This window comes from Bradyrhizobium sp. Ec3.3, assembly GCF_000472925.1.
Taxonomy (GTDB): domain Bacteria; phylum Pseudomonadota; class Alphaproteobacteria; order Rhizobiales; family Xanthobacteraceae; genus Bradyrhizobium.
Genome location: NZ_AXAS01000002.1, coordinates 149167 through 175099 on the forward strand (window position 1 = coordinate 149167; position 25933 = coordinate 175099).

The 25933-nt window shown below is 63.8% G+C and carries 24 protein-coding genes; 15 read left to right on the top strand and 9 right to left on the bottom strand.

Annotated features, from left to right (window positions below; genetic code table 11):
- Nucleotides 1-31: 31 nt before the first annotated feature.
- On the bottom strand, nucleotides 32-1294 hold the full coding sequence (arcA, locus tag YUU_RS0103190; protein WP_027521053.1) for an arginine deiminase: 1263 nt from the start codon (nucleotides 1292-1294) through the stop codon (nucleotides 32-34).
- A 28-nt stretch (nucleotides 1295-1322) separates the two neighbouring features.
- Nucleotides 1323-2756 (bottom strand): basic amino acid/polyamine antiporter, encoded by a 1434-nt coding sequence (locus tag YUU_RS0103195; protein WP_027521054.1) that lies wholly within the window; start codon nucleotides 2754-2756, stop codon nucleotides 1323-1325.
- A gap of 277 nt (nucleotides 2757-3033) precedes the next feature.
- Between YUU_RS0103195 and YUU_RS0103200 the strand changes: the two genes are divergently transcribed.
- Nucleotides 3034-3537, top strand: a complete 504-nt coding sequence (locus tag YUU_RS0103200; RefSeq protein ID WP_027521055.1) for a DUF1269 domain-containing protein — start codon at nucleotides 3034-3036, stop codon at nucleotides 3535-3537.
- A gap of 16 nt (nucleotides 3538-3553) precedes the next feature.
- On the opposite strand, the gene YUU_RS0103205 is transcribed toward YUU_RS0103200, so the two are convergent.
- A complete protein-coding gene (locus YUU_RS0103205; protein WP_027521056.1) occupies nucleotides 3554-4267 on the bottom strand; it encodes a Bax inhibitor-1/YccA family protein in 714 nt (237 codons plus the stop codon).
- Between the two features lie 228 nt (nucleotides 4268-4495).
- Here YUU_RS0103205 and YUU_RS0103210 point away from each other — a divergent pair, with 228 nt between their 5' ends.
- From YUU_RS0103210 to YUU_RS0103270, 14 genes are all read left to right on the top strand, one after another.
- Nucleotides 4496-4726 carry a hypothetical protein gene (locus tag YUU_RS0103210; protein WP_027521057.1) on the top strand — a complete coding sequence of 77 codons (231 nt, stop codon included), beginning with the start codon at nucleotides 4496-4498 and terminating at the stop codon, nucleotides 4724-4726.
- Between the two features lie 181 nt (nucleotides 4727-4907).
- Nucleotides 4908-6347, top strand: a complete 1440-nt coding sequence (locus YUU_RS0103215) for a basic amino acid/polyamine antiporter (RefSeq protein ID WP_027521058.1) — start codon at nucleotides 4908-4910, stop codon at nucleotides 6345-6347.
- A gap of 32 nt (nucleotides 6348-6379) precedes the next feature.
- Nucleotides 6380-6616, top strand: a complete 237-nt coding sequence (locus YUU_RS0103220; protein ID WP_027521059.1) for a hypothetical protein — start codon at nucleotides 6380-6382, stop codon at nucleotides 6614-6616.
- 42 nt (nucleotides 6617-6658) lie between these two features.
- Nucleotides 6659-7795, top strand: coding sequence for an AI-2E family transporter (locus YUU_RS0103225; protein WP_027521060.1), 1137 nt, complete (start codon nucleotides 6659-6661; stop codon nucleotides 7793-7795).
- Complete coding sequence (locus YUU_RS0103230) at nucleotides 7792-8394, top strand: hypothetical protein (protein WP_027521061.1); 603 nt, start codon at nucleotides 7792-7794, stop codon at nucleotides 8392-8394. Before YUU_RS0103225 ends, YUU_RS0103230 begins: the two co-directional genes overlap by 4 nt.
- 1 nt (nucleotide 8395) lies before the next feature.
- The gene (locus tag YUU_RS0103235; protein ID WP_027521062.1) at nucleotides 8396-8881 is read left to right on the top strand and encodes a DUF992 domain-containing protein; all 486 of its coding nucleotides are present in this window, start codon (nucleotides 8396-8398) and stop codon (nucleotides 8879-8881) included.
- A 158-nt stretch (nucleotides 8882-9039) separates the two neighbouring features.
- Complete coding sequence (locus YUU_RS0103240; protein ID WP_027521063.1) at nucleotides 9040-9597, top strand: HdeD family acid-resistance protein; 558 nt, start codon at nucleotides 9040-9042, stop codon at nucleotides 9595-9597.
- An 18-nt stretch (nucleotides 9598-9615) separates the two neighbouring features.
- Nucleotides 9616-9939 (top strand): twin-arginine translocation signal domain-containing protein, encoded by a 324-nt coding sequence (locus YUU_RS56050; RefSeq protein WP_198031688.1) that lies wholly within the window; start codon nucleotides 9616-9618, stop codon nucleotides 9937-9939.
- A gap of 43 nt (nucleotides 9940-9982) precedes the next feature.
- Nucleotides 9983-10264, top strand: a complete 282-nt coding sequence (locus tag YUU_RS0103245) for a hypothetical protein (protein WP_245287936.1) — start codon at nucleotides 9983-9985, stop codon at nucleotides 10262-10264.
- A gap of 46 nt (nucleotides 10265-10310) precedes the next feature.
- A complete protein-coding gene (locus YUU_RS49970; protein WP_035661079.1) occupies nucleotides 10311-11531 on the top strand; it encodes an efflux RND transporter periplasmic adaptor subunit in 1221 nt (406 codons plus the stop codon).
- Nucleotides 11528-14680: an efflux RND transporter permease subunit gene (locus YUU_RS0103255; protein ID WP_027521065.1), complete on the top strand. Its 3153-nt coding sequence runs from the start codon at nucleotides 11528-11530 to the stop codon at nucleotides 14678-14680. The genes YUU_RS49970 and YUU_RS0103255 overlap by 4 nt, the downstream gene beginning before the upstream one ends.
- A gap of 3 nt (nucleotides 14681-14683) precedes the next feature.
- The gene (locus YUU_RS0103260; RefSeq protein WP_027521066.1) at nucleotides 14684-15754 is read left to right on the top strand and encodes an HlyD family secretion protein; all 1071 of its coding nucleotides are present in this window, start codon (nucleotides 14684-14686) and stop codon (nucleotides 15752-15754) included.
- Nucleotides 15751-18534 (top strand): ribosome-associated ATPase/putative transporter RbbA, encoded by a 2784-nt coding sequence (rbbA, locus tag YUU_RS0103265; protein WP_027521067.1) that lies wholly within the window; start codon nucleotides 15751-15753, stop codon nucleotides 18532-18534. The genes YUU_RS0103260 and rbbA overlap by 4 nt, the downstream gene beginning before the upstream one ends.
- A 2-nt stretch (nucleotides 18535-18536) precedes the next feature.
- On the top strand, nucleotides 18537-19649 hold the full coding sequence (locus YUU_RS0103270) for an ABC transporter permease (protein WP_027521068.1): 1113 nt from the start codon (nucleotides 18537-18539) through the stop codon (nucleotides 19647-19649).
- A gap of 12 nt (nucleotides 19650-19661) precedes the next feature.
- Here the strand turns inward: YUU_RS0103270 and YUU_RS0103275 are convergent, their stop codons facing one another.
- From YUU_RS0103275 to YUU_RS0103300, 6 genes are all read right to left on the bottom strand, one after another.
- The gene (locus YUU_RS0103275) at nucleotides 19662-20429 is read right to left on the bottom strand and encodes an SDR family NAD(P)-dependent oxidoreductase (RefSeq protein WP_027521069.1); all 768 of its coding nucleotides are present in this window, start codon (nucleotides 20427-20429) and stop codon (nucleotides 19662-19664) included.
- Nucleotides 20426-21541: an ABC transporter ATP-binding protein gene (locus tag YUU_RS0103280; RefSeq protein ID WP_027521070.1), complete on the bottom strand. Its 1116-nt coding sequence runs from the start codon at nucleotides 21539-21541 to the stop codon at nucleotides 20426-20428. Before YUU_RS0103280 ends, YUU_RS0103275 begins: the two co-directional genes overlap by 4 nt.
- A 10-nt stretch (nucleotides 21542-21551) precedes the next feature.
- A complete protein-coding gene (locus YUU_RS0103285; protein WP_027521071.1) occupies nucleotides 21552-22409 on the bottom strand; it encodes a carbohydrate ABC transporter permease in 858 nt (285 codons plus the stop codon).
- Nucleotides 22402-23250, bottom strand: coding sequence for a carbohydrate ABC transporter permease (locus YUU_RS0103290; protein ID WP_371260473.1), 849 nt, complete (start codon nucleotides 23248-23250; stop codon nucleotides 22402-22404). Before YUU_RS0103290 ends, YUU_RS0103285 begins: the two co-directional genes overlap by 8 nt.
- Before the next feature lie 77 nt (nucleotides 23251-23327).
- A complete protein-coding gene (locus YUU_RS0103295; RefSeq protein ID WP_027521073.1) occupies nucleotides 23328-24617 on the bottom strand; it encodes an ABC transporter substrate-binding protein in 1290 nt (429 codons plus the stop codon).
- Nucleotides 24618-24676: 59 nt separating this feature from the next.
- Nucleotides 24677-25849, bottom strand: a complete 1173-nt coding sequence (locus YUU_RS0103300; RefSeq protein ID WP_027521074.1) for an ROK family transcriptional regulator — start codon at nucleotides 25847-25849, stop codon at nucleotides 24677-24679.
- Nucleotides 25850-25933: the final 84 nt, after the last annotated feature.

The window sequence follows — 25933 nt, forward strand, 5'->3', positions numbered from 1 at the left end:
ATGGCGATCCGCCACCACGCCCAGTCCGCCCCTAGTAATCAACCGCGTCCCGAGTGATCGGACAGGTCATGCAATGACCGCCACCCCGGCCGCGGCCGAGTTCTGCGCCGACGATGGTAATCACCTCGATCCCCTCCTTGCGCAGCAAGGTGTTGGCGTAGGTGTTGCGGTCATAGGCGAATACGACCCCGGGCGACGCGCAGACCAGATTGGCGCCGCTGTCCCACTGCGTACGCTCGCGCATATAGGCGGTGCCACCAGTCTCGACGACGCGCAGCTTCTTCAGGCCCAGCGCCTCCGCGACGACCTGCACGAACGGCTTCTCGTCCTTGCGCAGCTCGATGCCGGTGGCGTTGTTTGCGGGCCGGTACGAGAACGCCCTGATGGTGTCGACGATGTCGGGATAGATCAGCACGCAATCGCGATCGGCGAAGGTGAAGACGGTGTCGAGATGCATCGCCGCGCGGAGCTTGGGCATCGCGGCCACGATCACGCGCTCGGCCGCCTTCCTCTTGAACAAGGCAGCCGCAAGCTGGCTGATCGCCTGCCGCGAGGTACGCTCGCTGAGGCCGATCAGGACGTTGCCTTTGCCGATCGGCATCACGTCGCCGCCTTCCAGGGTGGCAAGGCCATGATCCTGGGTCGGGTCACCCCACCAGACGTTGACCTTCCCCGCAAAGTCCGGATGGAACTTGTAGATCGCCGTGGCGAGGATCGGCTCTTCATGCCGTGCCGGCCAATAGAGCGAATTGAGGGTGACGCCGCCATAGATCCAGCAGGTCGTATCCCGCGTGTACAGCGTATTGGGCAGCGGCGGCAGCAGATACTCGGTCATGCCGGCTGCCTCGCGAATGAGCCGCAGCGTTTCGCCGCCATGGGCGTCCGGAAAATCGTAGGTGGAAACACCGCCGATCAAGGTTTCGGCCAGGTCACGCGGCTTGAGGCTTTCCAGATAGGCGCGCAGGTCATCGACGATATCTGGCCCGACCTGGTTGGGAACGACCTGGTTGTCGAGGATCCATTTCCTGGCCTCAGGGATCGCGACGGTCTCGGTGAGCAGATTATGCATCTCGACCACTTCGATGCCGCGGTCGCGCATCTTCTGCACGAAATCGAAATGATCGCGCTTGGCGTTGTCGACCCAGAGCACGTCGTCGAACAGCAACGTGTCGCAATTGGAGGGCGTGAGGCGTTGATGGGCACGGCCCGGCGAGCAGACCATCACCTTGCGCAACTGTCCGACCTCAGAATGCACGCCGAAAGCAGTGGAGGAGTCCGAAGCTTGCTTTGCCATGGGAGCTGCCTTGCCTAGATGGTCTCGCCTAGATGGTGATGTAGCCGGTGGCCAATCCGTGAACTCCGATCACGGCGCCGATCACGGCCACGATGAAGATGACCCATTCGACCGGCTTGAAGACCTTTGCCTTCTGCTCAAGGCGGGCCCAGAAATACAAAACCGTACCGGGCGCGTAGAGAATGGCGGCCAGCAGCAGGTATTTCATCCCCGCCGCATAGATCAGAAACAGCGTGTAGACGACGGCGATGCCGGTGAAGATCAGGTCGCGCCTGCGCTGGTCCGGGCGCTTCTCATAGGTCTCGCCCCGCCTGACCAGCAAGAGCCCGTAGGCGGCGACCAGGAAAAATGGAATGAGGTTCATGACGCTCGTCAAATTGAGCATGAATGCGAAGGCGTCTCGCGACCAATAGGTGCTGATCACGAAGAGCTGGACGACCAAGTTCGTCAACCACAGCGCGGCGGCAGGCACCTTGTTCGCGTTCTCCGTGCCGAACACCGCCGGCATGTCTCTGGTCCGGCCGGCGGCGGAGAGCACTTCGGCGCAGATCAGCGACCAGGCGAGATAGGCGCCCAACACCGAAACCAAAAGTCCAATGCTGACGAAGACGGCGCCCCAGTGCCCGACGACCGCCTCCAGCACAGTCGCCATTGACGGCTGCCGCATGTCCGCGATCTCGGCGCGCGGGAGCACGGCATAGGGCAGCATGGTGACGAACACCATCAGGCTCGTCACGATCACGAAGCCGAGGATCGTTGCGGCGCCGACATGGGCACGCTCCCTGGCATAGCGCGAATAAACGCTGGCGCCCTCGATGCCGAGAAAGACGAACACCGTGACCAGCATGGTCGCGCGAATCTGCTCGAACAGACTCTTGTCCGGCATGCCCTCGCCGCCCCAGAAATTGGCGCGGAACATATCCGCCTTGAAGGCGAAGATCAGGATCGCGATGAAGACCAGGATCGGCACGATCTTGGCGATGGTGACGATGGTGTTGATCGCAGTCGCCTGCTGCACGCCGCGCAAGATCATGAAGTGGAACAGCCAGATGCCCATCGAGGCGACGATGATCGCGGTGACGGTATTGCCATCGCCGAACACGGGAAAGAACGCGCCGAGCGTCGACTTGATGAGCACCCAGTAGGATACGTTGCCGATGCAGCTCCCGGACCAGTAGCCGAGCGCCGAGAGGAACCCGGGATAGTCGCCAAATCCTGCCTTCGCATAGGCATAGACGCCGGCATCGAGATCGGGCTTGCGTTCGGCCAGCGACTGGAAGACGCGAGCCAGTGTGTACATGCCGCCGCCGGCGATGCACCAGGCAAAGATGGCTCCGAACGGGCCCGTTGCGATGCCGAAGGTCCGCGGCAACGAGAAGATGCCCGAGCCGACCATCGACCCGACCACCATCGCGGTCAGCGCGAACAGTGAAAGCTTCTGGATCGATGACGTCGCGGTCATGGAGGCCTCGCGCAGCCAATCGGCTTTTGGCAGTGCTTGCGACGATGCGCCTTCGGACCCGCAGGGAATATCGGGTGATTACCTAGTCGTGGATCAGGATTTCCCTCCTCGCCGGGGATCTCCGCCGATCGCGCGCACGTACCCCTTGGCTCATCAGAACATTCATCCTTTGAGCCCAGGGTTTTCTCCGATGCCGCGCGTAGCGCCCGCGGACTAGCGTCACGCCGGAGCACACCATCAGCATCCTGCCCAGCCGACAAAGCTCAAGGAGGTTTCGATGTCCGATCTCGTCGCGATCGTGTACCCGACCGAGGCAAAAGCCGAGGAAGTGCGTCAGCGCCTCCTCAAATTGCAGAAGGAATACCTCATCACCATCAGCGACGCCGTGATCGCCGTCAAAACCGATACCGGCGGCATCAAGCTCAACCAGCTCGTCAACACGACCGCCGTAGGAGCGATGACGGGAAGCTTCTGGGGGCTGTTGATCGGCGTCTTGTTCCTGAACCCGATCCTCGGCGTCGCGGTCGGAGCGGCCTCCGGCGCGCTCGGCGGCGCGTTGTCCGATTTCGGCATCGACGATGCCTTCATGAAGGAGCTGTCCAGCAATCTCCATACCGGCAACGCGGCGCTGTTCGTCCTGATCAAGCACATGACGGCGGACAAGGTGCTCAAGGAGATCAAGGACGCCGGCGGTGTCGTGCTGAAGACCTCGCTCGACGAGAGCAAGGAAAAGATGCTGCGCGACGCGCTCGCCAGCGCAGCAGAGCGGCCGGCGGCTTGATGCCGCCTTCCGCCGCTCAGCGGCGGCTTCCGGCGAGGCGCAGCAGCATCATGAACAGGTTGATGAAGTTGAGGTAGAGCGACAGCGCCGATATCACGGACTTGCGGCCTGCCGACGTCTCATCGTCCGCGCTGTCGTACATCGCCTTGATGCGTTGGGTGTCGTAGGCGGTGAGGCCTGCAAAGACGCCGACGCCCACGATCGAGATCAGCCAGTCGAGCCCGGTCGACCTCAGGAAGAGGTTGACCAGGCTTGCGATGATGATGCCGATCAGGCCCATGAACAGGAAGGTGCCGACCCCGGACAGGTCGCGCCTCGTCGTATATCCGAACAGGCTGAGTGCGCCGAAGGTCGCAGCGGTGATGAAGAACACGCGGGTGATCGAAGCGCTCGTGTAGATGTGGAGCAGGATCGAGAGCGATATGCCGACGAGGGCGGCATAGACAAAAAACAGCGTCCTCGCCGTCGAGACCGACAGCGTATTGATGCGCGATCCCAGGAAGAATACCAGCGCGAGCGGCGCCAGGATGAAGACCCACATCACCGGGCTTTGCAGCCAGGAGGGATCGACCAGCTGATAGGTCAGCCAGGCCGCAACCGCGGTCACGCCGACGCCCGCGGCCATGTGATTGTAGATCCGCAACATGTAGTCGCGCAGTCCGGCGTCAATCGCGATCGCGCTGCCGCCGGCCTGGCCTGAGCCCGCCAGGTTCTGATCATAGTTCGACATCGCTTTCCTCCTCTCGCGCGTCGGGGCGATGAGATCACGCTATTCCGGTGCGCAGGTCCCGGACATCGGCTGATCACCCGAGGAACCGAGGCAAGATTCCCCTAGTCCGAGGCGCCCGCCTCCACCTTACGAAAGCGCAATCCGCCGGCCCGCTCGGCATCCCGTTGGCGGATGTGCCTTACGGGTTTGTCACTGGCAGCCGTCCACGCCCCAGCTTAATGCAGCAGCATGCGCTATTTCTTTCATATCGTCGACAGATATGGCCTCTTCCCCGACTGGATTGGATGCGAGTACGCCGACCAGGATGCGGCGCTGGAGCACGCCAGGCGGCTTGCAGCCGAACTCGCCAAGACAGGCGAGTTCTTTCGGTCGAGCTTCGTATTCGTGGCGCGGGCCTCGGCACCCGGTTCGCTGTCGCGTTCCGACCAGCCCGCGGCCAGGCAGGTCGCCGGAGCCTGAAGGCGGCACTCCCCAGGAGCCCGGCGATGCCAATTTACGGCCATCGCCCTCTACAGAGAATCCCTGATGTGCGGGCGGGAATGCCGCCTCTAAGGTCGCAGATCTGAGGCCGGCCGACATCCTGCGATCCACGCGGACCGTCGTATCAGGCTCATTTCCGATCGGGAGGCCATTCCCTGTCATGGCTCCTTCGTCGAACGAGGCCGCTCAGACGCTGTCACGCAGCGCGCTCACCGCGCTCGTGATCGGGTCGATGGTGGGTTCGGGCATCTTCGCATTGCCCGCATCCTTCGGCCGCGCCACCGGGGTGCTTGGGGCGATCATCGCCTGGATCATTGCGGGCACCGGTATGCTGATGCTGGCGCTGGTGTTCCAGGCGCTCGCACGTCGCAAGCCGGAGCTGGACGCCGGAATCTACGCCTATGCCAAGGCCGGATTCGGAGATTACATCGGCTTCGCCTCTGCAGCCGGCTACTGGATCGGCTGCTGTCTCGCCGACGTCACCTGTCTCATCCTGATCAAGGCCACGCTCGGACAGTTCTTTCCCGTGTTCGGCGACGGCACGACGCCGACGGCGATCGCGGCGGCATCCGTGCTGCTGTGGGGCGTGCATGTCCTGGTGTTGCGCGGCATCAAGGGAGCGACCACCCTCAATACGATCGCAACCTACGCCAAGATCGTCCCGATCCTGGCATTCATCATCGTGGCGATCTTCACCGTGAACGCTGAACGCTTGTCACAAAACTTCTGGGGAACGGACGAGCCATCCCTTCCGGACGTCTTCGCGCAGGTCCGCGGCACGATGCTGCTCACCGTCTTCGTCTTTGTCGGGATAGAGGGGGCAAGCGTGTACTCCCGCTACGCCAGGGACCGCTCCGATATCGGAGTTGCGACCGTCATGGGCTTCCTGATCGTCTTGAGCCTTCTCGTCCTCGTCACGCTCCTGTCCTACGGCGTGCTGCCGCGCGAGGCGCTGGCGGCGCTTCCGACGCCGTCGATGGCCGGCGTGATGGAAGCGATGGTCGGCCGCTGGGGCAGCATCTTCATCAGCGTCGGGCTCCTGATCTCGATCCTCGGAAATTACCTGTCATGGTCGCTGCTGGCGGCCGAGATCCTGCATTCGGCCGCGATGAACCGCACCATGCCCTCCTTCCTCGGCAGCGTGAACGCGCATCAGGTGCCGGCGGGCGCGCTCTGGCTCACCAACTGTGTCATCCAGGCATTTCTTCTCGTTACCTGGTTTGCGGAATATGCCTTCACGCTCGCACTGAAGATGACAAGCGCGATGACCCTGATCCCATATTTCTTCGTCGCCGCGTATGGGCTGAAGCTCGCCTCTCTCGGCGAGACCTACGATGCCGGCGAGCGCGCCCGCAGAGTCGACTGGGTCCGCTCGGCCGTCGCGACGCTCTATGCCGCCGGCATGATCTATGCGGGCGGGCCAAAATTTCTGCTGCTGTCGTCCATCCTGTACGCACCCGGAACGGTGCTGTTCTTCCTCGCCAAGCGCGAGCGCAAGGAGACGACGTTCCGGCCGTTCGAAGCCGTCACATTCGCAGCGCTGGCGGCCGCTGCATGCGCCGGCATCTATGCGCTGACCGTCGGAGCGATCTCGATCTGAACCATTCGTTTGGTTGTCAATTGGAGGCGAGCATGAACATCCGGGCCCTCTGCGCCGGTCTGATCCTTGGACTGATGGCGGTGACTGCACCCTCGACCCCATCCCTGTCGCAGTCCGACACCAAGGGCGTGGCCGCGCCGAAAGAACCAGGCGCAGCCGCGCCCAGCACCGCCGCGCCCAATACCAATATGAACCCGACGAAACATCGCTACTGGCGCCATCGTGGCGGCACGCATCCGCACTATGGCAGCCGTCGGGTTCGCACCTAGCGCAACGAAGGGATCGCCGAGATCCCGCGAACTGGTCGATCGATGAGCGACACCCGGATCGGACAAGACAGGCTGCGCGAGGTGGCGCGGCGCGACGAAGCCGACCCCGCCGGAGGCGACGGCCGGCGCAGCCTGCTCACGACGGGACTCACTCTGCTCGCTGCGTGCGTCGCACTGTTTCTGGCATGGCAATCCGTTTCGAGCCTGCTCGTCGTCTTCGCGGGCGTGTTGTTTGCGGCCTTGCTGGACGCCGCCGCGCGGGCGCTCGCGCCAGCCCTCCCGCTCAAGCGCGTCTGGCGATTGACGCTCGTGCTTCTGTTCCTCACCGCCCTGTCGGGACTTGGTCTCGTTTGGGGTGCGCGCAAGCTGCCGGAGCAGACACGAATATTGCTCAAGGTGATGGATGCCCAGCTCGACATCCTTCAGGAGCATCTGTTGTCGTACGGCGTCGATCTGCTCGGTCCGGAATGGGGCCGGGATTTCGCGCAATGGCTGTTCTCCGATCAAGGCCGGCTCCTGAGCCACGCCCAGTTCGTGCTGGGAGGCGCCTCGAGCGTGCTGACCGCTACGCTCGTGATCCTGTTCCTTGGAATCCTCTTTGCGTTCGATCCCACCAGCCATCGTGAAAGCCTGGTCATGCTGGTGAAGCCGTCATATCGGGCACGGACGCGCGAGGTGATGGACGAGATGGGCAACGTCATGCGGCTCTGGTTCGTCGGACAACTGATCCGCATCATCCTGATGACGCTGTGCGTCTGGGTCGCGCTTTACCTGATCGGGCTGCCCGGTCCATTCGTCCTTGGACTCCAGGCAGGCTTGTCGAACTTCATCCCGTATCTCGGGCCCATCGTTGCCGCCATTCCGATCGCGCTCGTCGCGATGCCGCTCGGCGGCTCGCTGCTGATCTGGGCCGTCGTCGTCTACACCATCATCCAGTCGATCGAAGGCTATGTGATCGGCCCACTGATCCAGCGTCAGGCCGTGGAAATTCCACCGGCCTGGACCCTGGTCGCGATCGTCCTGTTGGGCGCGCTGTTCGGCGTCATGGGCATTGCGCTGGCGATGCCGCTGGTCGCCATCGGCCGGGTCGCGATCATCAGATTCTATGTCGAGGATTATCTCGGCGATGGTCCCAGACTGGCGCTGAACAACGGCAAATCACGCGTGGGTGACCCATGAATGACACTGAGCGCGAGATGGATACACAACAGGCGGAGAGCGGCGAAGCTCATTCCGGCATGGCCCATTTCCTGTGGCAGCAGCTTCCTTATGTCGTGGCGCTGGTGCTGGCCGTCGCGGGCGTCGCCTACACCAATGTCTCGCGCCAGCCCCTGGTCGGCTATTGGGAGTTCCTGGCACTCGCCATCGGCGTGGTCTGTGTCATCACCAAATGGCCGGAGGTCGACGGCAAGGAAGCCAAGTTGCGGTTGATCTGGACACAGGCGCTGCACTGGGTCGCCGTCCTGGTCACGATGAACATCATCCTGGTGTCGGGCGTGCAGCAGCTGCTTCCGACACCGGCAACCGGCCTCGTCTTGCTGACGTTGCTCGCGCTCGGAACGTTCCTGGCGGGCGTCAGTCTTCTGTCGCTGCAAATTGCTTTCCTCGGCCTTGCGATGGGCTTGGCCGTTCCAGCGATATCCTGGCTGAAGCAGTCTTTCTTCTTCTTCCTGCTGGGCGCCGTGCTCCTCATCGGCCTCGGCCTTACCTTCTGGCTTCGCCAGGACCGGCGGCCGAGGACCGCGCCCGCCGACACCAAGACGCACATGGAGGCCTGACATGCGAATGACGAGGATCGTTGCAGTGATCGGCGTATCGGTCCTGCTATGCACGTTCACCCTGCCCGCGCGCGCGGAGACCTTCAGGGTCGGCCGGCTCCTCTGTTTCAGCAATCCGCGCGTCGGGCTGGTGCTCGGATCAGCGCAGACGCTGCGTTGCGTGTTCTACACGGGAAATCCGCCGCGGCAGTACATCTATGAAGGACGGATCCGGCGCATTGGCCTTGATATCGGCGTGACCAGCGCAGGCACCCTGTCCTGGGCGGTGCTCTCCAAGAACTCGCGCATCGGTCCCGCCACCTTGCGCGGAAACTATGTGGGCGCGAGTGGTAATTTCGCACTAGGGCCAGGCCTCGGCGCCAATGTCCTGATCGGCGGCTCGCGGCGCAGCGTGATGCTGCAGCCGCTCTCCATCGAGCGATCGATCGGACTCAATCTCGCAGCCGGCGTCACCAATCTGTCACTGGGGCCGAGGGGACGGCGATAGCAATTCACCGGCGTCTCTCGCGCGATCGCAGCGCCGCCATTCATGCAAATGGGAATATTCCCGCTCCACTGCTCAGGGTTTCGTCGGATGTCGGCGCTGCGGGTTCCAAGCTAGCATTCAGGCGTGTCGATCGAGCCATTGCCGATGAGGAGCATGGCATGACAGCCTATGACAGCCGAACCGAGATCGAGGCTCTCGTTCCGCCCCCATTCTGGGTCTGCGCGCTCCTGGGCATCGTGCTGATCGCCGCCGGTCTCTTTGCTCTCGGCGACGTCGTGTTCGCAACGCTCATCAGCGTCAAGCTGATCGGCGTGATTGCGATCGCGGCCGGCGCGTTCGAGATCATGCACGCCTTCTGGACCAGAGGATGGGGCGGGTTCCTGTGGCAGGTTCTGCTTGGCGTGCTCTATCTGGGGCTCGGTTTCCTGCTGCTCAGCCAGCCGGTGTCAGGCGCTCTCATCCTGACCTACTTCCTCGGCGCGATACTGTTCGCCTCGGGCGCCATTCGCTGCGTGCTGAGTTTCGCGCGTTGGCGGCAGAACGGATGGATGATGCTCATCTCTGGCGCCTTTGCAACACTCGCAGGTCTCGTGATCCTGCTCGGATTCCCCGAGATCAGCGTCTGGGCCCTTGGATTCCTTTTGGGCGTCGACCTGATCTCGCATGGCCTGGCGTGGCTGCTCTATGCGCTGCAGTCCGTGCGGCGGACTGTGTGACAGGAAGAGGAGAAGATGATGAACGCTCCCACCCGCCGTGCTTTCCTCGGCTTTGCCCAGAATGCCGTTGCCGCCGCAGCGATCGGCGCCATCGGCGTTCGCTTGATCGAGGCCGCGGAAGCAATGCCGATCGCTCCCGATCTCGGGCAGGCGGGGATGCCATCCGATCTCGTGACGCAAGCGCAATGGGGACCGGGACCCGGCTGGGGACCTGGAACTGGCCCCGGTTGGGGACAAGGCCCCGGCTGGGGGCGACCGCCACCACCGCCGCCGCGGCGCAGGCGCCGCTGGGTCTGCTGGTGGCATCGCGGCCGTCGTCAATGCGGATGGCGGTGGCGCTAGGAGCTGTCGCAAACCGACGCGGTCCATCGGCAGCAGGTTTGTCGTGAAGACAATTCAGGCTCTCAACCAGACGATGGAGGACACCATGCACACGAAGAACCAATGGCTCCTTGCGGCCGTGCTGGCTGTCCTTCTCGTCGTGGCCACCTGGTACTGCGTAGCGGTGTGGCAGGCGACGCCCATGCCGCTCTACGGCAACATCATCCTGGCAGTCGCCGCGATCTTCATACTGGTCTCGGGCTGCGGCCTTATCGCGCTGATGTTCTACAGCCGTCGCAAGGGCTACGACGAGCCTGCTCGCAGCAACCGCACGCCGCGGGAATGAGTGAGGCCTGCGCCACTGATTTCAGGGCCGGGGCAAGGAGCGGACGATGGACCTTGCACAAGCCTCGGTCAGACTGCTGATGGCAAGCCTCGTGACGATCATCACCGGCGGGACAGCCTTGACACAGCCTGCTCCCGCCGGTCCTCCCGCGGTCGGTGTCGTGGAAGCGGCCAAGCGGCCGATCACCGAGACCAGCGAATTCATCGGGCGGATCGAAGCGATCAATCGCGTCAACGTCGTCGCACGCGTCACCGCGTTTCTGGAAAAGCGGTTGTTCGTGGAAGGCGCGGAAATCAAGTCCGGAGATCAGCTCTATCATCTCGAACGCGGCCCCTTCGAAGCCGACCTCGAGTCAAAGCAGGCACAGGTGGCGCAGCTCCAGGCGACGCTCGAAAACGCCAAATTGACCACCGAACGCGCACGCACGCTGCTCGGCGGACCGGCCGGACAACAATCGACCTACGATGCCGCTATTGCGAACCAGCGCAGCCTGGAAGCACAGGTACAGGCTGCTCAGTCACAGGTCGATGCATCACGGATCAATCTCGACTACACCGTGATCAGCGCAGCGATCGACGGCAAGATCGGACGCACGTCAGTCACCGAGGGCAACGTCGTCAGTCCGAGTTCGGGCGTTCTGACCACCATCGTCAGCCAGGACCCGATGTACGTCACCTTCCCCGTGCCGCTTCGCCAGGGGCTGGAATTGCGCGAACGGTATGGTCCGAAAGGCGGCCTGGAAGCCGTGGTGATCAGGTTGCGGCTCCCCGACGGCCGCATGTATGGCCAGGCTGGCAAGCTGAATTTCGTCGACAACACCATCGCGCAAAACACCGACACGGTCACCGTGCGCGGCGAAATCGCCAACCCGATCCTGCGGGCGCCTTCGGCCGCGGGCGTGACCGTCCACGAACTGACCGACGGCGAATTCGTCACCGTGGTGCTCGAAGGCGTCGAGCCCGTCGAGGTGCTGGCGATCCCCCGCTCCGCCGTGCTCTCGGACCAGCAGGGTGATTATGTCCTCACCGTCGGTGGCGACAACAAGGCCGAGCAGCACCGCGTCAAGCTCGGACAATCGACGCCAACCATCGCCGCCGTGATCAGCGGGCTCACCGCCGGCGACAAGGTCATTGTCGAGGGCTTGCAGCGGGCCCGCCCCGGCCAGGTCGTCGTGCCCGGTCCGGCAAGCCCGCTGATCCTGTCGAGCATGAACGCTGCCACAAGCGACACTGGCACTTCTGGCGAAGCTGTGGGCACCAAGCGATGATGTCAGCGGTTTTCATCGATCGCCCGCGACTGGCGATGGTGATCGCATTCATCATCACCATCGCCGGTGCACTCGCGGTGATGCAGATCCCGGTGGCGCAGTTTCCGGACATCGTGCCGCCGCAGGTCTCGGTCTCCGCCACCTTCCCCGGCGCATCCGCGGAGGTGGTCGAAGGCAGCGTCGCCCAGCCACTGGAGGCGCAGGTCATCGGCGTGGACCGCGCCCTCTATATGAAATCGACCAGTGCCAATGACGGCACCTATACGCTTACCGTTTCTTTCGCTCTCGGCACCAACCCCGACATCAATACGGTCAACGTCAACAATCGCGTCCAGAGCGCACTGTCGCAACTGCCGACGGAGGTCCAGCAACAGGGCGTCACGGTGCGCAAGCGGTCCTCGGCGATCCTGCAATTCCTGGTGCTCTACAGCGCCGACGGGCAGCAGGATCCGCTTTTCATCACCAACTACGCCATCATCAACGTGCTCGATGCCCTCGCCAGCACGCCCGGGGTCGGCCAGACCAATCTGTTCGCCAAAATGAACTACTCGATGCGGATCTGGTTCGATACGCAGCGGCTGACCAGCCTCAATCTGACTCCGTCGGACGTCATTGCCGCGATCCGTGCGCAAAGCGTCCAGGCACCGGTCGGCCGCATCGGCGCGCGGCCGATCAGCGATGACCAGCAATTCCAGTTCAATGTTCAGACCCTCGGCCGGCTCGCCACCACCGATCAATTCGCCAACATCGTGCTGCGCGCCAATCCGGACGGCTCCTCGCTCCTGGTGAAGGACGTCGCCCGGGTCGAGATGGGCGCGCAAAATCTCGACAGCGAAGCGCGGATCGATGGACGCTCTGCCGTGCCGATCGCGATCTATCTCGCACCGGGCGCCAATGCCGTGACGACAGCGAAGGCGATCGCAGCCACGATGCAACGTCTGTCCAAGCGCTTCCCGACCGGGCTCAGCTACCTCGTACAATACGACTCCACGAGCTTCGTGTGGGATACGATCACCGAAGTCCTGCGGACGCTTGCCGAGGCCTTCGTTCTGGTCGTGATCGTGGTCTACCTCTTCCTTGGCAATCTCCGCGCTACCGTGATCCCGGCCGTGGCCGTTCCCGTAAGCCTGATCGGTACTTTCGCAGTGCTGCTGGTGGCCGGCTATTCGGCCAACACCGTGTCATTGCTCGCGATGGTGCTCGCCATCGGCATCGTCGTCGACGACGCGATCGTGGTGGTCGAGAACGTGGAACGCGTGATGGAGGAAGAGCCGGCGCTGTCCGCCGTCGAGGCCAGCAAGAAAGCCATGACGCAGATCACGGCGCCGATCATCGCGATCACGCTGGTGCTGCTCTCCGTCTTCGTGCCGATTGCGTTCATTCCGGGCATTTCCGGCACGCTGTTTCGCCAGTTCGCGGTCACGATCAGCGCCGCGATGATCATTTCGGCATTGAACGCGCTGACATTGTCGCCGGCGCTCTGCGCGCTTTTCCTGCGTCACACCGGGCCCAGGCGCGGCATCATCGGGCGCGTGCTTGGCGGGATCGACTGGCTGCGTGACCGCTACAGCAGCGGCGTGCGCCGACTGTTGCGTGTGGCTGTACTCTCCCTCCTATTCGCTGCCGTCTTCGCCGCCGGGATCTTCGGCATGTCGCTGATCACGCCGACGGGATTCCTCCCCGAGGAAGACCAGGGCGCCTTCTTCACGTCGGTGCAACTCCCCGACGGCGCATCGGTCGCACGCACCAGCGAGGTCACACAAAAGATCGAGGACATCCTGAAGAACATGCCGGCGGTTGATCACGTCCTCGCCGTCATCGGCTTCTCACTGCTCGACGGCGCATCCGAGCCGAACAGCGCGCTGGTCGTGACCCGACTCAAGCCTTTTGCCGATCGCAAGGCGGCGGCCGATTCTGCACAGGCATTGATCGCGCAAACCTTCGCAGCCGGAGCACAGATCCCGCAGGCAAACGTGCTGCCCTTCAACATGCCGCCGATCATCGGCCTCTCGACCTCCGGCGGGTTCGAATACCAGCTCCAGGCGTTGGAAGGACAGAGCCCCGCGGCGATTTCCAGCGTCACCGGCGCACTGATCAGCGCCGCCAACGCCGATCCGCGGCTGGCGCGCGTCTTCTCGACCTTCACCGCGACCAATCCTTCGATCTTTCTCGACATCGACCGTCGCAAGGCGCAGGCGCTCGGCGTCAACGTCAGCGACATCTTTACCGCCTTGCAGGCGACGCTCGGCGGCATCTACGTCAACAACTTCAACCTGTACGGCCGCACCTGGCAGGTCAACGTGCAGGGCGAGGCGTTCGATCGCGCCGATATCTCCGACATCTGGCGGATCTACTTGCGCAACGACACCGGCCAGATGGTGCCGATACGGTCGCTGGCCGGCATCAAGATCGTGACCGGACCGCAGGTGATCACCCGCTACAACAACTATCGCTCGGTGACTGTGAACGGCAGCCCGGCGCCAGGCATCTCGTCCGGCACGGCGATAGCCGCCATGGCGGAGATCTCGAACACCGTGCTGCCGGCAGGCTACGGTTTCGAATGGACCGGCACGGCCTATCAGGAGCAGCAAGCCGCCGGCCAGACCGGCATCGTGCTGATGCTCGCCGTATTGTTTGCCTATCTGTTCCTGGTCGCTCTCTACGAAAGCACGGTGATCCCGATCCCGGTGCTGCTGTCGGTCGTCGTCGGCGTACTCGGCTCATATGTCGGTATCAAGATCGCCGGCCTCAATCTCGATCTCTATGGCCAGATCGGCCTCGTGGTCCTGATCGCGCTCGCCGCCAAGAACGGCATCCTGATCGTCGAATTTGCAAAGGAGCAGCGGGAGGCGGGCGTGGCGCTCGCCGATGCCGCGGTTCAGGGGGCGCACATGCGGTTTCGCGCGGTCATGATGACATCGGTTGCGTTCATCCTCGGTCTCCTGCCGCTCGTCATCGCAACCGGTGCCGCCGAGCTCAGCCGCCGCGCGGTCGGCACCGCCGTGTTCGCCGGCATGCTCGCCGCCAGTTCGATCGGGATCTTCATGGTGCCGATGCTCTACGTGACGTTCCAGCGCCTGCGCGAGCGGGCGAAGGCGAAATCTGGATCAAACACCCACCTGACGCCGCCTGTCGATGAAACGGCCTAGACTATGACGCGCAATCGAAAACGCTGGCTGATCGCCCTCCTTGTCGTGGCCCTCGGCGTGGGGGGCTACCTTGCCTGGCAGAAGCTGGGGGGCGACAGCCTTCCGCCCGGCTTTGCCAGCGGCAACGGCCGCATCGAGGCTGTCGAGATCGATATCGCAACCAAGACGCCGGGACGCATCAGGGACATCCTCGTGAGAGAGGGTGATCTGGTCTCGGCCGGACAGCCGCTGGCACAAATGGATACTGCCCAACTTGAGGCGCAGTACCGCCAGGCCCAGGCGCAACTGCGGCGCGCCACGATCGGGATCGACACGGCCAAGAGTCTCGTGACCCAGCGCGAGGCCGAGAAGAAGACGGCGACCGCCGTGATTAGCCAGCGCAGCGCGGAGTTCGATGCTGCCGATCGAAGGCTACAGCGTTCCGAAACATTGATTAGGACCAACGCAGTGTCCCAGCAGGTGCTCGACGACGACCGGGCGGCCGCCAACGGCGCGCGCGCAGCTGTGGCCGCGTCGGAGGCCCAACTCGCCGGCTCAGAAGCCGCGATCAGCGCTGCCGAAGCCCAAGTCGTCGATGCTGAGGCTGCCGTCGAGGCGGCGAAGGCAGCCATCGAGAGTATAAAGGCCGACCTCAACGACTCGACGCTGCGCGCCCCGCGCGACGGGCGCGTGCAGTTCCGCGTCGCCCAGCCCGGCGAAGTGCTTTCCGCCGGCGGACGCGTGCTCAATCTCGTCGACCTCGGCGACGTCTACATGACCTTCTTCCTGCCGACGGCGCAGGCCGGCCGCGTCGCGATCGGCTCGGAGGTCCGCCTCGTGCTCGACGCCGCGCCGCAATGGGTCATTCCGGCCAAGGCGACGTTCGTCGCCAGCGTTGCTCAGTTCACGCCGAAGACCGTCGAGACCGAGGAGGAGCGCCAGAAGCTGATGTTCCGCGTCCGTGCGCATATCTCGCCGGACCTGCTGCGAAGAAACATCGAGCAGGTCAAGACAGGCCTGCCCGGCCGCGCCTTCGTCCGGCTCGACCAGAACGCCGAGTGGCCGGCCCAACTGACGGAACATCTGGTCAAATGAACGTCGCGTCGAACGGCGATCAGTCAGCTTCTTCGGCGCCGGTCATACGCCTGGAAGCGGTCGGGCTGTCCTATGACAGGACTCGCGCACTGGACGGCATCACGCTCGACATTCCCGCAGGCCGCATGGTTGGATTGATCGGACCTGACGGTGTCGGCAAATCCAGCCTGCTTTCGCTCATCGCCGGGGCTCGCGCGATCCAGGAAGGCCGCGTCCACGTGCTCGGCGGCGACATCGCGGACGCTGCGCACCGGCGGCGGACCTGCCCGCAGATCGCCTACATGCCGCAGGGCCTGGGCAAGAACCTCTACCCGACCCTCTCCGTGTTCGAGAATGTCGATTTCTTCGGCCGTCTGTTCGGACACGACCGGCATGAGCGCGAGGAACGCATACAGCAACTCCTCAAGGACACTGGCCTCGCCCCGTTCATAGACCGGCCCGCAGGTAAGCTGTCGGGCGGCATGAAGCAGAAGCTCGGCCTCTGCTGCGCGCTGATTCACGATCCCGATCTCCTGATCCTCGACGAGCCGACCACCGGCGTCGATCCGCTCTCGCGCCGGCAGTTCTGGGAGCTGATCGAGACGATCCGAAAGGATCGTCCCGGCATGAGCGTCATCGTCGCGACCGCCTATATGGAGGAAGCCGCGCGCTTCGACTGGCTCGTTGCGATGAATGACGGGCGGGTGCTGGCGACCGGCACGCCGGCGGAGCTGCTGCGACAGACCGGCGCCGACAATCTCGATGCCGCCTTCATCGCCCTGCTGCCTCAGGAGCAGCGACGGGGTTACAAGGAGGTGGTGATCCCGCCACGCGCGAGCGGGCATGACGACGACATCGCGATCGAGGCCGAGCAACTGACAGTCCGGTTCGGCGACTTCACGGCGGTCGACCATGTGAGCTTCCGCATCGCTCGCGGCGAGATCTTTGGCTTCCTCGGCTCGAACGGCTGCGGCAAGACCACGACGATGAAGGTGCTGACCGGGCTGCTGCCCGCCAGCGAAGGCGAAGCCAGGCTGTTCGGGCACGAAGTCGATCCCAACGACATGGATGTTCGGCGGCGCGTCGGCTACATGTCGCAGGCCTTTTCGCTCTACTCCGAGCTGACGATCCGCCAGAACCTGCAGCTGCACGCGCGCCTGTTCCGCCTCGCGCCTGACACGATCGACGGACGGGTCCGCCAGATGGTCGAAGACTTCGACCTCACCGATGTCATCGACGCACTGCCCGACGCGCTGCCGCTCGGTGTGCGCCAGCGCCTGTCGCTTGCGGTCGCCATGATCCACGCGCCCGACATCCTGATCCTGGACGAGCCGACCTCCGGCGTCGATCCGGTCGCTCGCGATGGCTTCTGGCAGATCCTGTCCGACCTGTCACGGCGCGACAATGTCACGATATTCGTGTCCACCCATTTCATGAACGAGGCGGAGCGCTGCGACCGCATCTCGCTGATGCATGCCGGCAAGGTGATGATCAGCGACACGCCGGCGGGGATCGCGGAGCGTCGCGGCGGCGGCAACCTGGAGGAAGCCTTCGTCGCCTATCTGACGGACGCGATCGCCGCAACAGACGCGCGTGAGGCGCGCGCCACGCCGCATGTCACGCCCGAGCCTGCCGCCGCCAAGGCGCACGGCGCCATGCACAACGCCCTAAGCTTCTTCGATCCCCGACGCATGTTTGCCTACACGCAGCGGGAGGCGCTCGAGCTCAGGCGCGATCCGATCCGCGCCACGCTGGCGATCCTCGGCAGCCTGATCCTGATGTTCGTGATGGGCTACGGCATCAATATGGACGTCGAGAATCTCTCCTTCGCCGTCATGGACCGCGACGACACCACCATCAGCCGCGACTACGTCCTTCAGATCGCGGGGTCCCGCTATTTCACCGAGCTCGCGCCGATCACCGACTATGACGACCTCGACCGCCGCATGCGCAGCGGCGAGTTGAGCCTGGCCATCGAAATCCCACCCGGCTTCGGTCGCGACGTTGCGCGCGGCAGCGAGGTCCAGATCGGCGCCTGGGTCGACGGCGCGATGCCATCGCGCGCAGAGACCGTACGCAGCTACGTGCAGGCAATGCACGCGACATGGCTGACGCAGCGGGCCCGGCAGCTCCTGGGCAATGCCGCGACCACCGGCGACTACCAGCTCGAGGTTCGATTCCTCTACAACCCCGATATCAGAAGCATCGTCGCGATGGCGCCCGCCGTGATCCCGATCCTGCTGCTGATCATCCCGGCGATCCTGGCGACGCTGAGCGTCGTGCGCGAGAAGGAGCTCGGCTCGATCATCAACTTCTACGTCACGCCGGTCACCCGGATCGAGTTCCTGCTCGGCAAGCAGCTGCCCTATGTCGCGCTCGCCATGCTGAACTTCTTCCTGCTGACGGCTTTCGCCGTGTTTGCATTCGGCGTTCCCTTCAGGGGCAGCTTCGTGGCCTTCATGGCGGCCGCCCTCCTCTACGTCGTCATCACGACGGCGATGGGGCTCGTGATCTCCTCCTTCATGACGAGCCAGATTGCGGCGATCTTCGCGACCGCGCTGCTCACCATGATTCCGGCCACGCAATATTCGGGCCTGGTCGATCCGGTTTCCTCGCTCCAGGGCGCGGGCGCGATCATCGGGCGGATCTATCCGACGGCCCATTTCGTCACCATCACGCGCGGCACCTTCTCGAAGGGGCTGGATTTCGGCGACCTGACCGGACCGTTCGTCGCGCTGCTGATCACCATCCCCGTGCTACTCGGGCTCGGCGTGCTGTTCCTGAAGAAACAGGCGAACTAGTCATGCGCGCAGGCAACATCATCCAGCTTGGCGTCAAGGAATTGCGCGGCCTGTTGCGCGATCCGATGATGCTGGGGCTGATCGTTTATGCCTTCACGGTCTCGATCTATACGTCTTCCAGGGCGCAGCCCGAGACGCTGAACCAGGCGGCGCTGGCCATCGTCGACGAGGACAGGTCGCCGGCCGCCACGCGCATCATCACTGCGTTCAGCCCGCCCTATTTCACGGTCCCGCGGCTGATCCCGCAGTCGGAGATGATGTCCCGCATGGACGCCGGGCTCGACACCTTTGCGCTCAACATCCCTCCCAACTTCCAGCGTGACCTGCTGGCGCAGAGATCGCCCGCCATCCAGCTCAACGTGGATGCGACGCGCATGTCCCAGGCTTTCACGGGCAGCGGCTACATCCAGTCCATCGTCAGCGACGAGGTCAGCGAGTTCCTGTCCCGCTACCGTTCGGCCGCGCCGCTGCCGATCGATCTGGCGCTGCGCGCGCGCTTCAATCCGGAGCTCAACAAAGGCTGGTTCGGCGCCATCAACAACGTCATCTCCTCGGTCACAATGCTCTCGATCATCCTGACCGGCGCGGCGCTGATCCGTGAGCGCGAGCATGGCACCATCGAGCATCTCCTGGTCATGCCGGTGACGCCGTTCGAAGTGATGGCGAGCAAGATCTGGTCGATGGGGCTCGTCGTTCTCGTCGCCGCCAGCGTCGCGCTGATCTTCATTGTACAGGGATTGCTCGCGGTCCGGATCGGGGGCTCGGTCCCGCTGTTCCTGTTCGGCATGGCGCTCTACCTCTTCGCCACCACCAGCATGGGCATCTTCCTCGCCACATCAGCCGGCACCATGCCGCAATTCGGTCTGCTCCTGATGCTGGTGCTGATGCCGCTCCAGATGCTGTCGGGCGCGACAACGCCAAGAGAGAGCATGCCGCAAATTATCCAGGACATCATGCTCGCCGCGCCGAACACCCATTTCGTCATCCTCGCGCAAGCCGTCCTGTTCCGTGGCGCGGGGCTGACCGTCGTGTGGCCGCAATTCGCGGCCTTGCTGGCGATCGGCGGGATCCTGTTCTTCGTGTCGCTTCGCCGCTTCCGGCAATTCCTGCGCTGAATGCGCGCCTGCCTAGCCGAGGCCCCCGTCGACCAGGAAGCACTGACGCGTGATGCGTTTGCTGTCGTCGGACGCTAGAAACAGTGCCATCCGCGCGATATCGTCCGGCGTCACGGCGTCGGGAATGGCCTGCCGTGTCCGGAGCTCGGCGATCGCCTGCTCGTTCGGATACCAGAGCCGCCGCTGACGCTCCGTGATCACCATGCCGGGCGCAATCGCGTTGACGCGGATACGGTCGGGGCCGACCAGCCGCGCGAGCGAGTTGGTGAAGCCGACGATCGCCGCTTTGGCCGCGGCGTAAACCGGCAGCGCCGGCCCGCCGCGCATCCAGGCCACCGACGACATGTTGATGATGGAACCGCCACCGCGTGACTTCATCTGCGGCACAACCGCTTGCGCGGCGAAGAAGACGTGCTTGAAGTTGACGCCGATCGTCCAGTCGAATTCTGCCGGCGTCACCTCTGACAGCACCTGGCGCTGGTCGTTGGCGGCGTTGTTGACCAGCACCGCGGCATCGCCAAGCGTACCATGGACCCGTGCGATCGCCTCGCGCAGGACCTCGATGTCGAGCAAGTCGCACGGCACGAACAGCGGCGCTGCGCCGCCAGCGCCCGTCACCTCCCGCACCAAGGCTTCGCCGGCATCGGTGTCGATGTCGAGAAAGGCGACGCGGGCCTTTTGGGCCGCGAACGCGCGTACGAAGGCCGCGCCGATGCCGCTGGCGCCTCCGGTGATCAACACCACCTGGCCCGCAAGGCCCAGATAACTCGTCTCGGTCATGCGATCAGTCGCTCCGTCTCGGGGTCGAACAGGCAGATGCGGCGCGTGTCGAGCGCGAACGCGGCGACCTCGCCAGGCACCGGCCGGATGTCCGGCGCGATCCGCGCCAAAGCGGACTCGCCGCCGAGCCGCAACAGCACGATGGTCTCCGCACCGGTGGGCTCGACCATCTCGACCGGCGCGTTGACGACGACGGGCGCGCCGGCGCCGTTGGAGAAACCGCGACTTCCCTCGGCGATGCATTCCGGCCTGATCCCGACCACGATGTCCCGGCCGACGAAGGAGGCAGCCGCGTCATACCCTTGCAGGCGCAGGCGGGCCTCGTCCGGCCGCCCCGCGCCGATCACGACCACCGGCCCGCCATTGTCCGCTTCGAGCCGCGCCTTCATGGTGTTCATCGGCGGCGAGCCCATGAAGCGCGCGACGAACAGGTTGGCCGGATAGCGGTACACGGTGTCGGGATCAGCGAACTGCTGCACCTCGCCCTGGTGCATGACGGCAATCCGCGTCGCCATCGTCATCGCCTCGATCTGGTCATGGGTGACGTAGACGATGGTGGCGCCGATGCGCTGATGCAGCCGCTTGATCTCCATCCGCATCTCGACACGCAGCTTGGCATCGAGATTGGACAGCGGCTCGTCGAACAGGAACAGCAGGGGATCGCGCACCAGCGCGCGGCCCATCGCCACGCGCTGCCGCTGGCCGCCGGACAGCTGCGACGGCTTGCGGCCGAGCAGCGGCTCGATCTGCAAGAGGCGAGCGACATTCGAAAGCGCCTTCTCCTGCTCCGCCTTCGGCACATGACGGCATTCCATGCCGAACGTGATGTTCTGCCGCACCGTCATCGACGGATAGAGCGCGTAGGACTGGAACACCATGGCGATGTCGCGGTCCTTGGGCGGGACGTCATTGACGACGCGTCCGCCGATCTCGATCGTTCCGTCGCTGGCGCGATCGAGCCCGGCGACGATGTTGAGCAGCGTGGACTTGCCGCAACCCGACGGCCCGACCAGCACGGTAAACTCGCCGCTCTCGATGTCGAGGTCGATGCCCTTCAGCACCTCCAGATTGGCGTAGCGCTTCGACAGGGCGCGAATGCTTAGTGCTGCCATGACAATCCCATCATTTCACGGCCCCTGCGGTAAGGCCGCGCACGAAGTACCTGCCGCCAAAGAGATAGATCAACAAGGTAGGCAGCGCCGCGATGATCACCGCAGCGCTCTGCACGCCGTGCTTCGGGATATCTGCGATCGCTGCAGATAGCGCGATGAGAGCGGCCGTGACGGGCTGCTGTTGGCCGGTCGTGAATGTTACGCCATAGAGGAACTCGTTCCAGATGTGCGTGAACTGCCAGATGACGGTAACGATCAGGATGGGAGACGAGAGCGGCAGAATGATGCGCCAGAAGATGCGAAAGAACCCGGCGCCGTCGATCCGCGCGGCCCTGATCAGTTCATGGGGAATGGCGACATAGTAGTTTCGGCAGAACAAGGTCGTAAAGGAGAGCCCCTGGATCGTGTGAATCAGCACGAGACCGGTCAGCGTGTTGATGAGACCGATGTCCCGCAGCACGATGGTCCAGGGAAGCAGGCGCATCTGCTGGGGAAGGAAGAGGCCAAGGGTCACGATACCGTAGATCCAGCTATCGCCGCGAAAGCGCCAGAGCGACACGGCGTACCCGGCAATCGCACCGAGCAAGGTCGAGAAGATTGTGGCGGGAATCGTGACGAGCGCGGAGTTCAGCATATACGGCCGGATGCCAGCGCAGGTCTCGGCGACGCAGAAGCCGCTCCAGGCAGCGGCGTAGTTGCTCCAGGCCCAGTGTTTCGGCCAGCCGATCATCGAGGCCTGGGCGATCTCCTCATTGGTCCGCAGCGAGTTCAACACGACAACAACCAATGGCGCGAGCCAGGCTGCAGCCATCAACGAAACCACGAAATAGATCAAAATCCGGCTTGGCGCGAGGGCTCGGTCACGCATGGATCGCCCGCCGCCGCTGGAGATAACGCCACGCTGCATACGGCAGCAGCACCGCAAGAAGAATAAGCAACATGAGCACCGCCGCCGCCGCACCCCGGCCGAGCTGGCTGCGCTGGAACATGAGATCATAGACGACAAGAGCGGGCAGCTGGGTCGCGATCCCGGGCCCGCCATTCGTGAGCGCGCGGACGAGGTCGAAGGCCGAAATCGCGAACTGCAGCTGGACGACGACGACGGTGATGGTGATCGGCCACAACGTCGGCAAAATGACGCGCCAGTAGGTTCGGATCGGTCCAGCGCCGTCAATCTGCGCGGCCTTGATGATGTCGGCATCGACGGACCGAAGGCCAGCAAGGAAGAGCGCCATGGCAAAGCCCGAAGATTGCCAGATCGCAGCGATGACAATCGTCCAGATTGCCATGTCGCGGTCGACCAGCCAGTCGAACCGGAAGGAGGTCCAGCCGAGGTCATGAACGAGCTTCTCGATCCCGATGCCAGGATTGAGCAGCCAGCTCCAGACCGTGCCAGTGACGACGAACGACACCGCCAAGGGATAGAGGAAGATGGATCGGAGCACGTTCTCGGCACGAATGCGCTGATCGAGCAGGATCGCAAGCATGAGGCCGGTCACCAGGCTCAGCAGCACGAAAGCGCTGCCAAACAGCAGCAGATTGTCGAAGGCGATCTGCCAGTTTCGTGACGCCAAGACCGCCGTGTAGTTGCGCAAGCCTACCCAGCCCGAGACCGGAACCAGAGTGGATGGCGTGAACGAAATCCAGATCGTCCAGATCGAAAACGAAATGAGGTGCGCTGCAGACAAGAGCAGCGGCACCCAAATCATCAGGTATTCGGGCAGCCGGCGCACCACGCCAGAGATCGCCGGCCGGCCCTGCTGCGTTGCTGTCGCGACGACGTCGGTCAACGCGCCCCCTCGACGGCATCGGCGAGGCGGGTGACCGCCTGCTCCGGCGTAATCGTCTTGTTCTTCACGTACTCTGTGATCACGTCGATCATCGCGGCGGTCAGGCCGTTTTCCTGCGCCATGTTGTGCGCGAGGCTCAGGACGGCCTGATTGTTGGCGACAGCGTCTTTCAGAGCTGCGGCGGTCCGCCGTTGACCGTCCGACCAGCCCTCACCGGACAGATCGACATCGGTGCGCACGGGGATCGATCCCGTGATCTGCGAATACATGGTCTGGATTGCCGGATCCATGACGAGCTGGGCCATCAATGTCTGACCGGCCTGCAGATCGGCCTCTTTGCGTTGCCAGAATATGAAGGCATCGGCATTCAACAGGAAAACCGGCTTGGTATTATCGCTGGGGCCCGGCGCGATGACGTAGTCATCGAACTTGAAGCCGGCATTGCGCAACACGCCCTGGGCCCACCCGCCCATGATCAACATGCCCATCTCGCCATCGACGAAACGCTTCAAGTTGGTGGCATAGGGTTGGGCGCCGACGTTGGGGTCCGACCAGTCGGCGATCTTGCGGACCTGTGCGAACGCCGCCTTGATCTCGGGGCCCTCCAGGGCCTTCTTGTCGAGATTCATGATGGCTGCGCGGTACACTGTCGGGCTGATGCCGGCCAGAGAGGCCTCGAATTTCTGCCCATCGTCCGGGCGGGTGCCGCCGTTGGCGATGGGATACGTGATTCCGCTCGCCTTCATCTTCTCTGCGAGATCGTTGAAGTCAGCCCAGGTGACGGGGATCTTGTCGGCCTTGGCTTTGTCCATTGCGCGTTTGGAGAGAAACAGCATGTTGGTGCTGTAGATCTGCAACGGCAGCGAAATCCACTTGCCACCCGGCTTATGCAATCGCGCAAGGTCTGGAGCGACAACCTTTTCGTAGCCGGCGGCAGCGACAAGGGCGTCGAGATTGACGGTCGGGGCAATCTTCGACCAGGCCGCAATCTCGGGGCCCTTGAGTTGCGAACAGGCTGGCGGATCGCCGGCTATGATCTGAGCACGCAGCTTGTTCATCATCTCGGTGGTGAATCCCGGGACGGGCGAGTGCTGCCAAATCCCACCCTTCTCCTCGAATTTCTTGCCGAGCGCCGTGATAGCCGCGCCATCGCTGCCTGCGGACCATTGCGAGATGACGGTCAGTCGCGGCTTGACCGCGCTTTGCGCGCGAGCGATCGCCGGCAGTGCCAGCGCGGCAGCGGATCCAGCGAGCAGACGACGCCTTGTTATTGTTGTGATCGGCATAGCAAGTTCCTCCCGGGTGTGAGCTTTTTGGCACGGCGAGCCACAGGCCTTAGGGCATTTCAGGCAGCCTCCGTCGTCGCGGCCGGCATGCCACCGCGACACGCCAGACAACAGGCCGCAAAGGCGAGCGCGGCATTCGGATCGTTACCGTTCGAAGGCGGCACGAAATCGAGCGACACCTCGGCGAGCCTGCGTCCGCCAAGCAGGCTGGCATCGATACCTTCAACTACGGCCTTTCGGTCATCCTCCGCGAGAAGGGACGGCCAGCCACTGATGACGACACCCGGACAGGGCTTCACGTTCAGCGTATTGCCGATCGCAAGGCCGAGCCGGAACAACCGGCGCCGCAACTCCTGGCGCAGACGGGACGGAACCGAGATTGCATTTACCCAATCGTCGCCGAGCTGGAGCAAATCCGTTTCGCCAACACCAAGAAGCTCGGCGAGCGCAGGAAGCGACGTATAGGCTTCGACGCAGCCATGATGGCCGCAGCGGCATCGCGGACCGCCCTCGCCGAACACCATGTGGCCCAGCTCAACCGGCCGTGAGGCATTGGCCTCGATCGCGTCGTCCACCCATGCGCCTGCGACACCCTGACCGACGAACACGAACAGATGGGCACCCATAAACGGATAATGTTCGGTGCGGCAGCGATGAAACATCGCATGTGCCACGACCGAGTTCGTGAACTCGACCGGCGCGTCCGCAAACATCTCGCTGAACATGTCGCGAACCATGGCGACGTCACAGGGAATGATCGGATTGTGCAGCTCACTCAACCGGCCGAGTCCGGGAACCGAAACTCCGATCTGCGCAAGATCGCCCCCTCGCCGCCGCGTCCAGTCCTGAAGCAGGTGCAGTGCGTCGCGAAAGACCCCGCCGACGGCGTCGACCGTCAGCGTCTTCGGCAATGGCAGCCGCTCGACGTAGCCAAGCTCGCCCGAAAGCGTGCCGACGCCGACGCTCAGCCGCTGAGTGGTCAGCTCGAAAGCCGCCAGCGCCACGGACCTGTCGAGCGACACCAGGCCGGTCGGACCACCGAAGTAAGGGGCAGGTCGCCTCACTTCCTCGATCAGGCCCTCCGCCTTCAGATCAATCAGGATGCGCGACAGGCTCGCCTCGGACAGGCGCACCGCCTTAGCCAGAGGAGGCCGAAACATGCCGCCCGACTTGAGCAGATGCCCAAGAATGGCCGCACGCGTCTGCCGCCGACTTCTCGGCTGCTCGGACATTTCCGTCCCTGTCGTCATTCTTACTTAGTGTAAGAATGTGCGCGCGGAGCGTTTCGACTGTCAAGGCGCCTGCTGACTAGACGT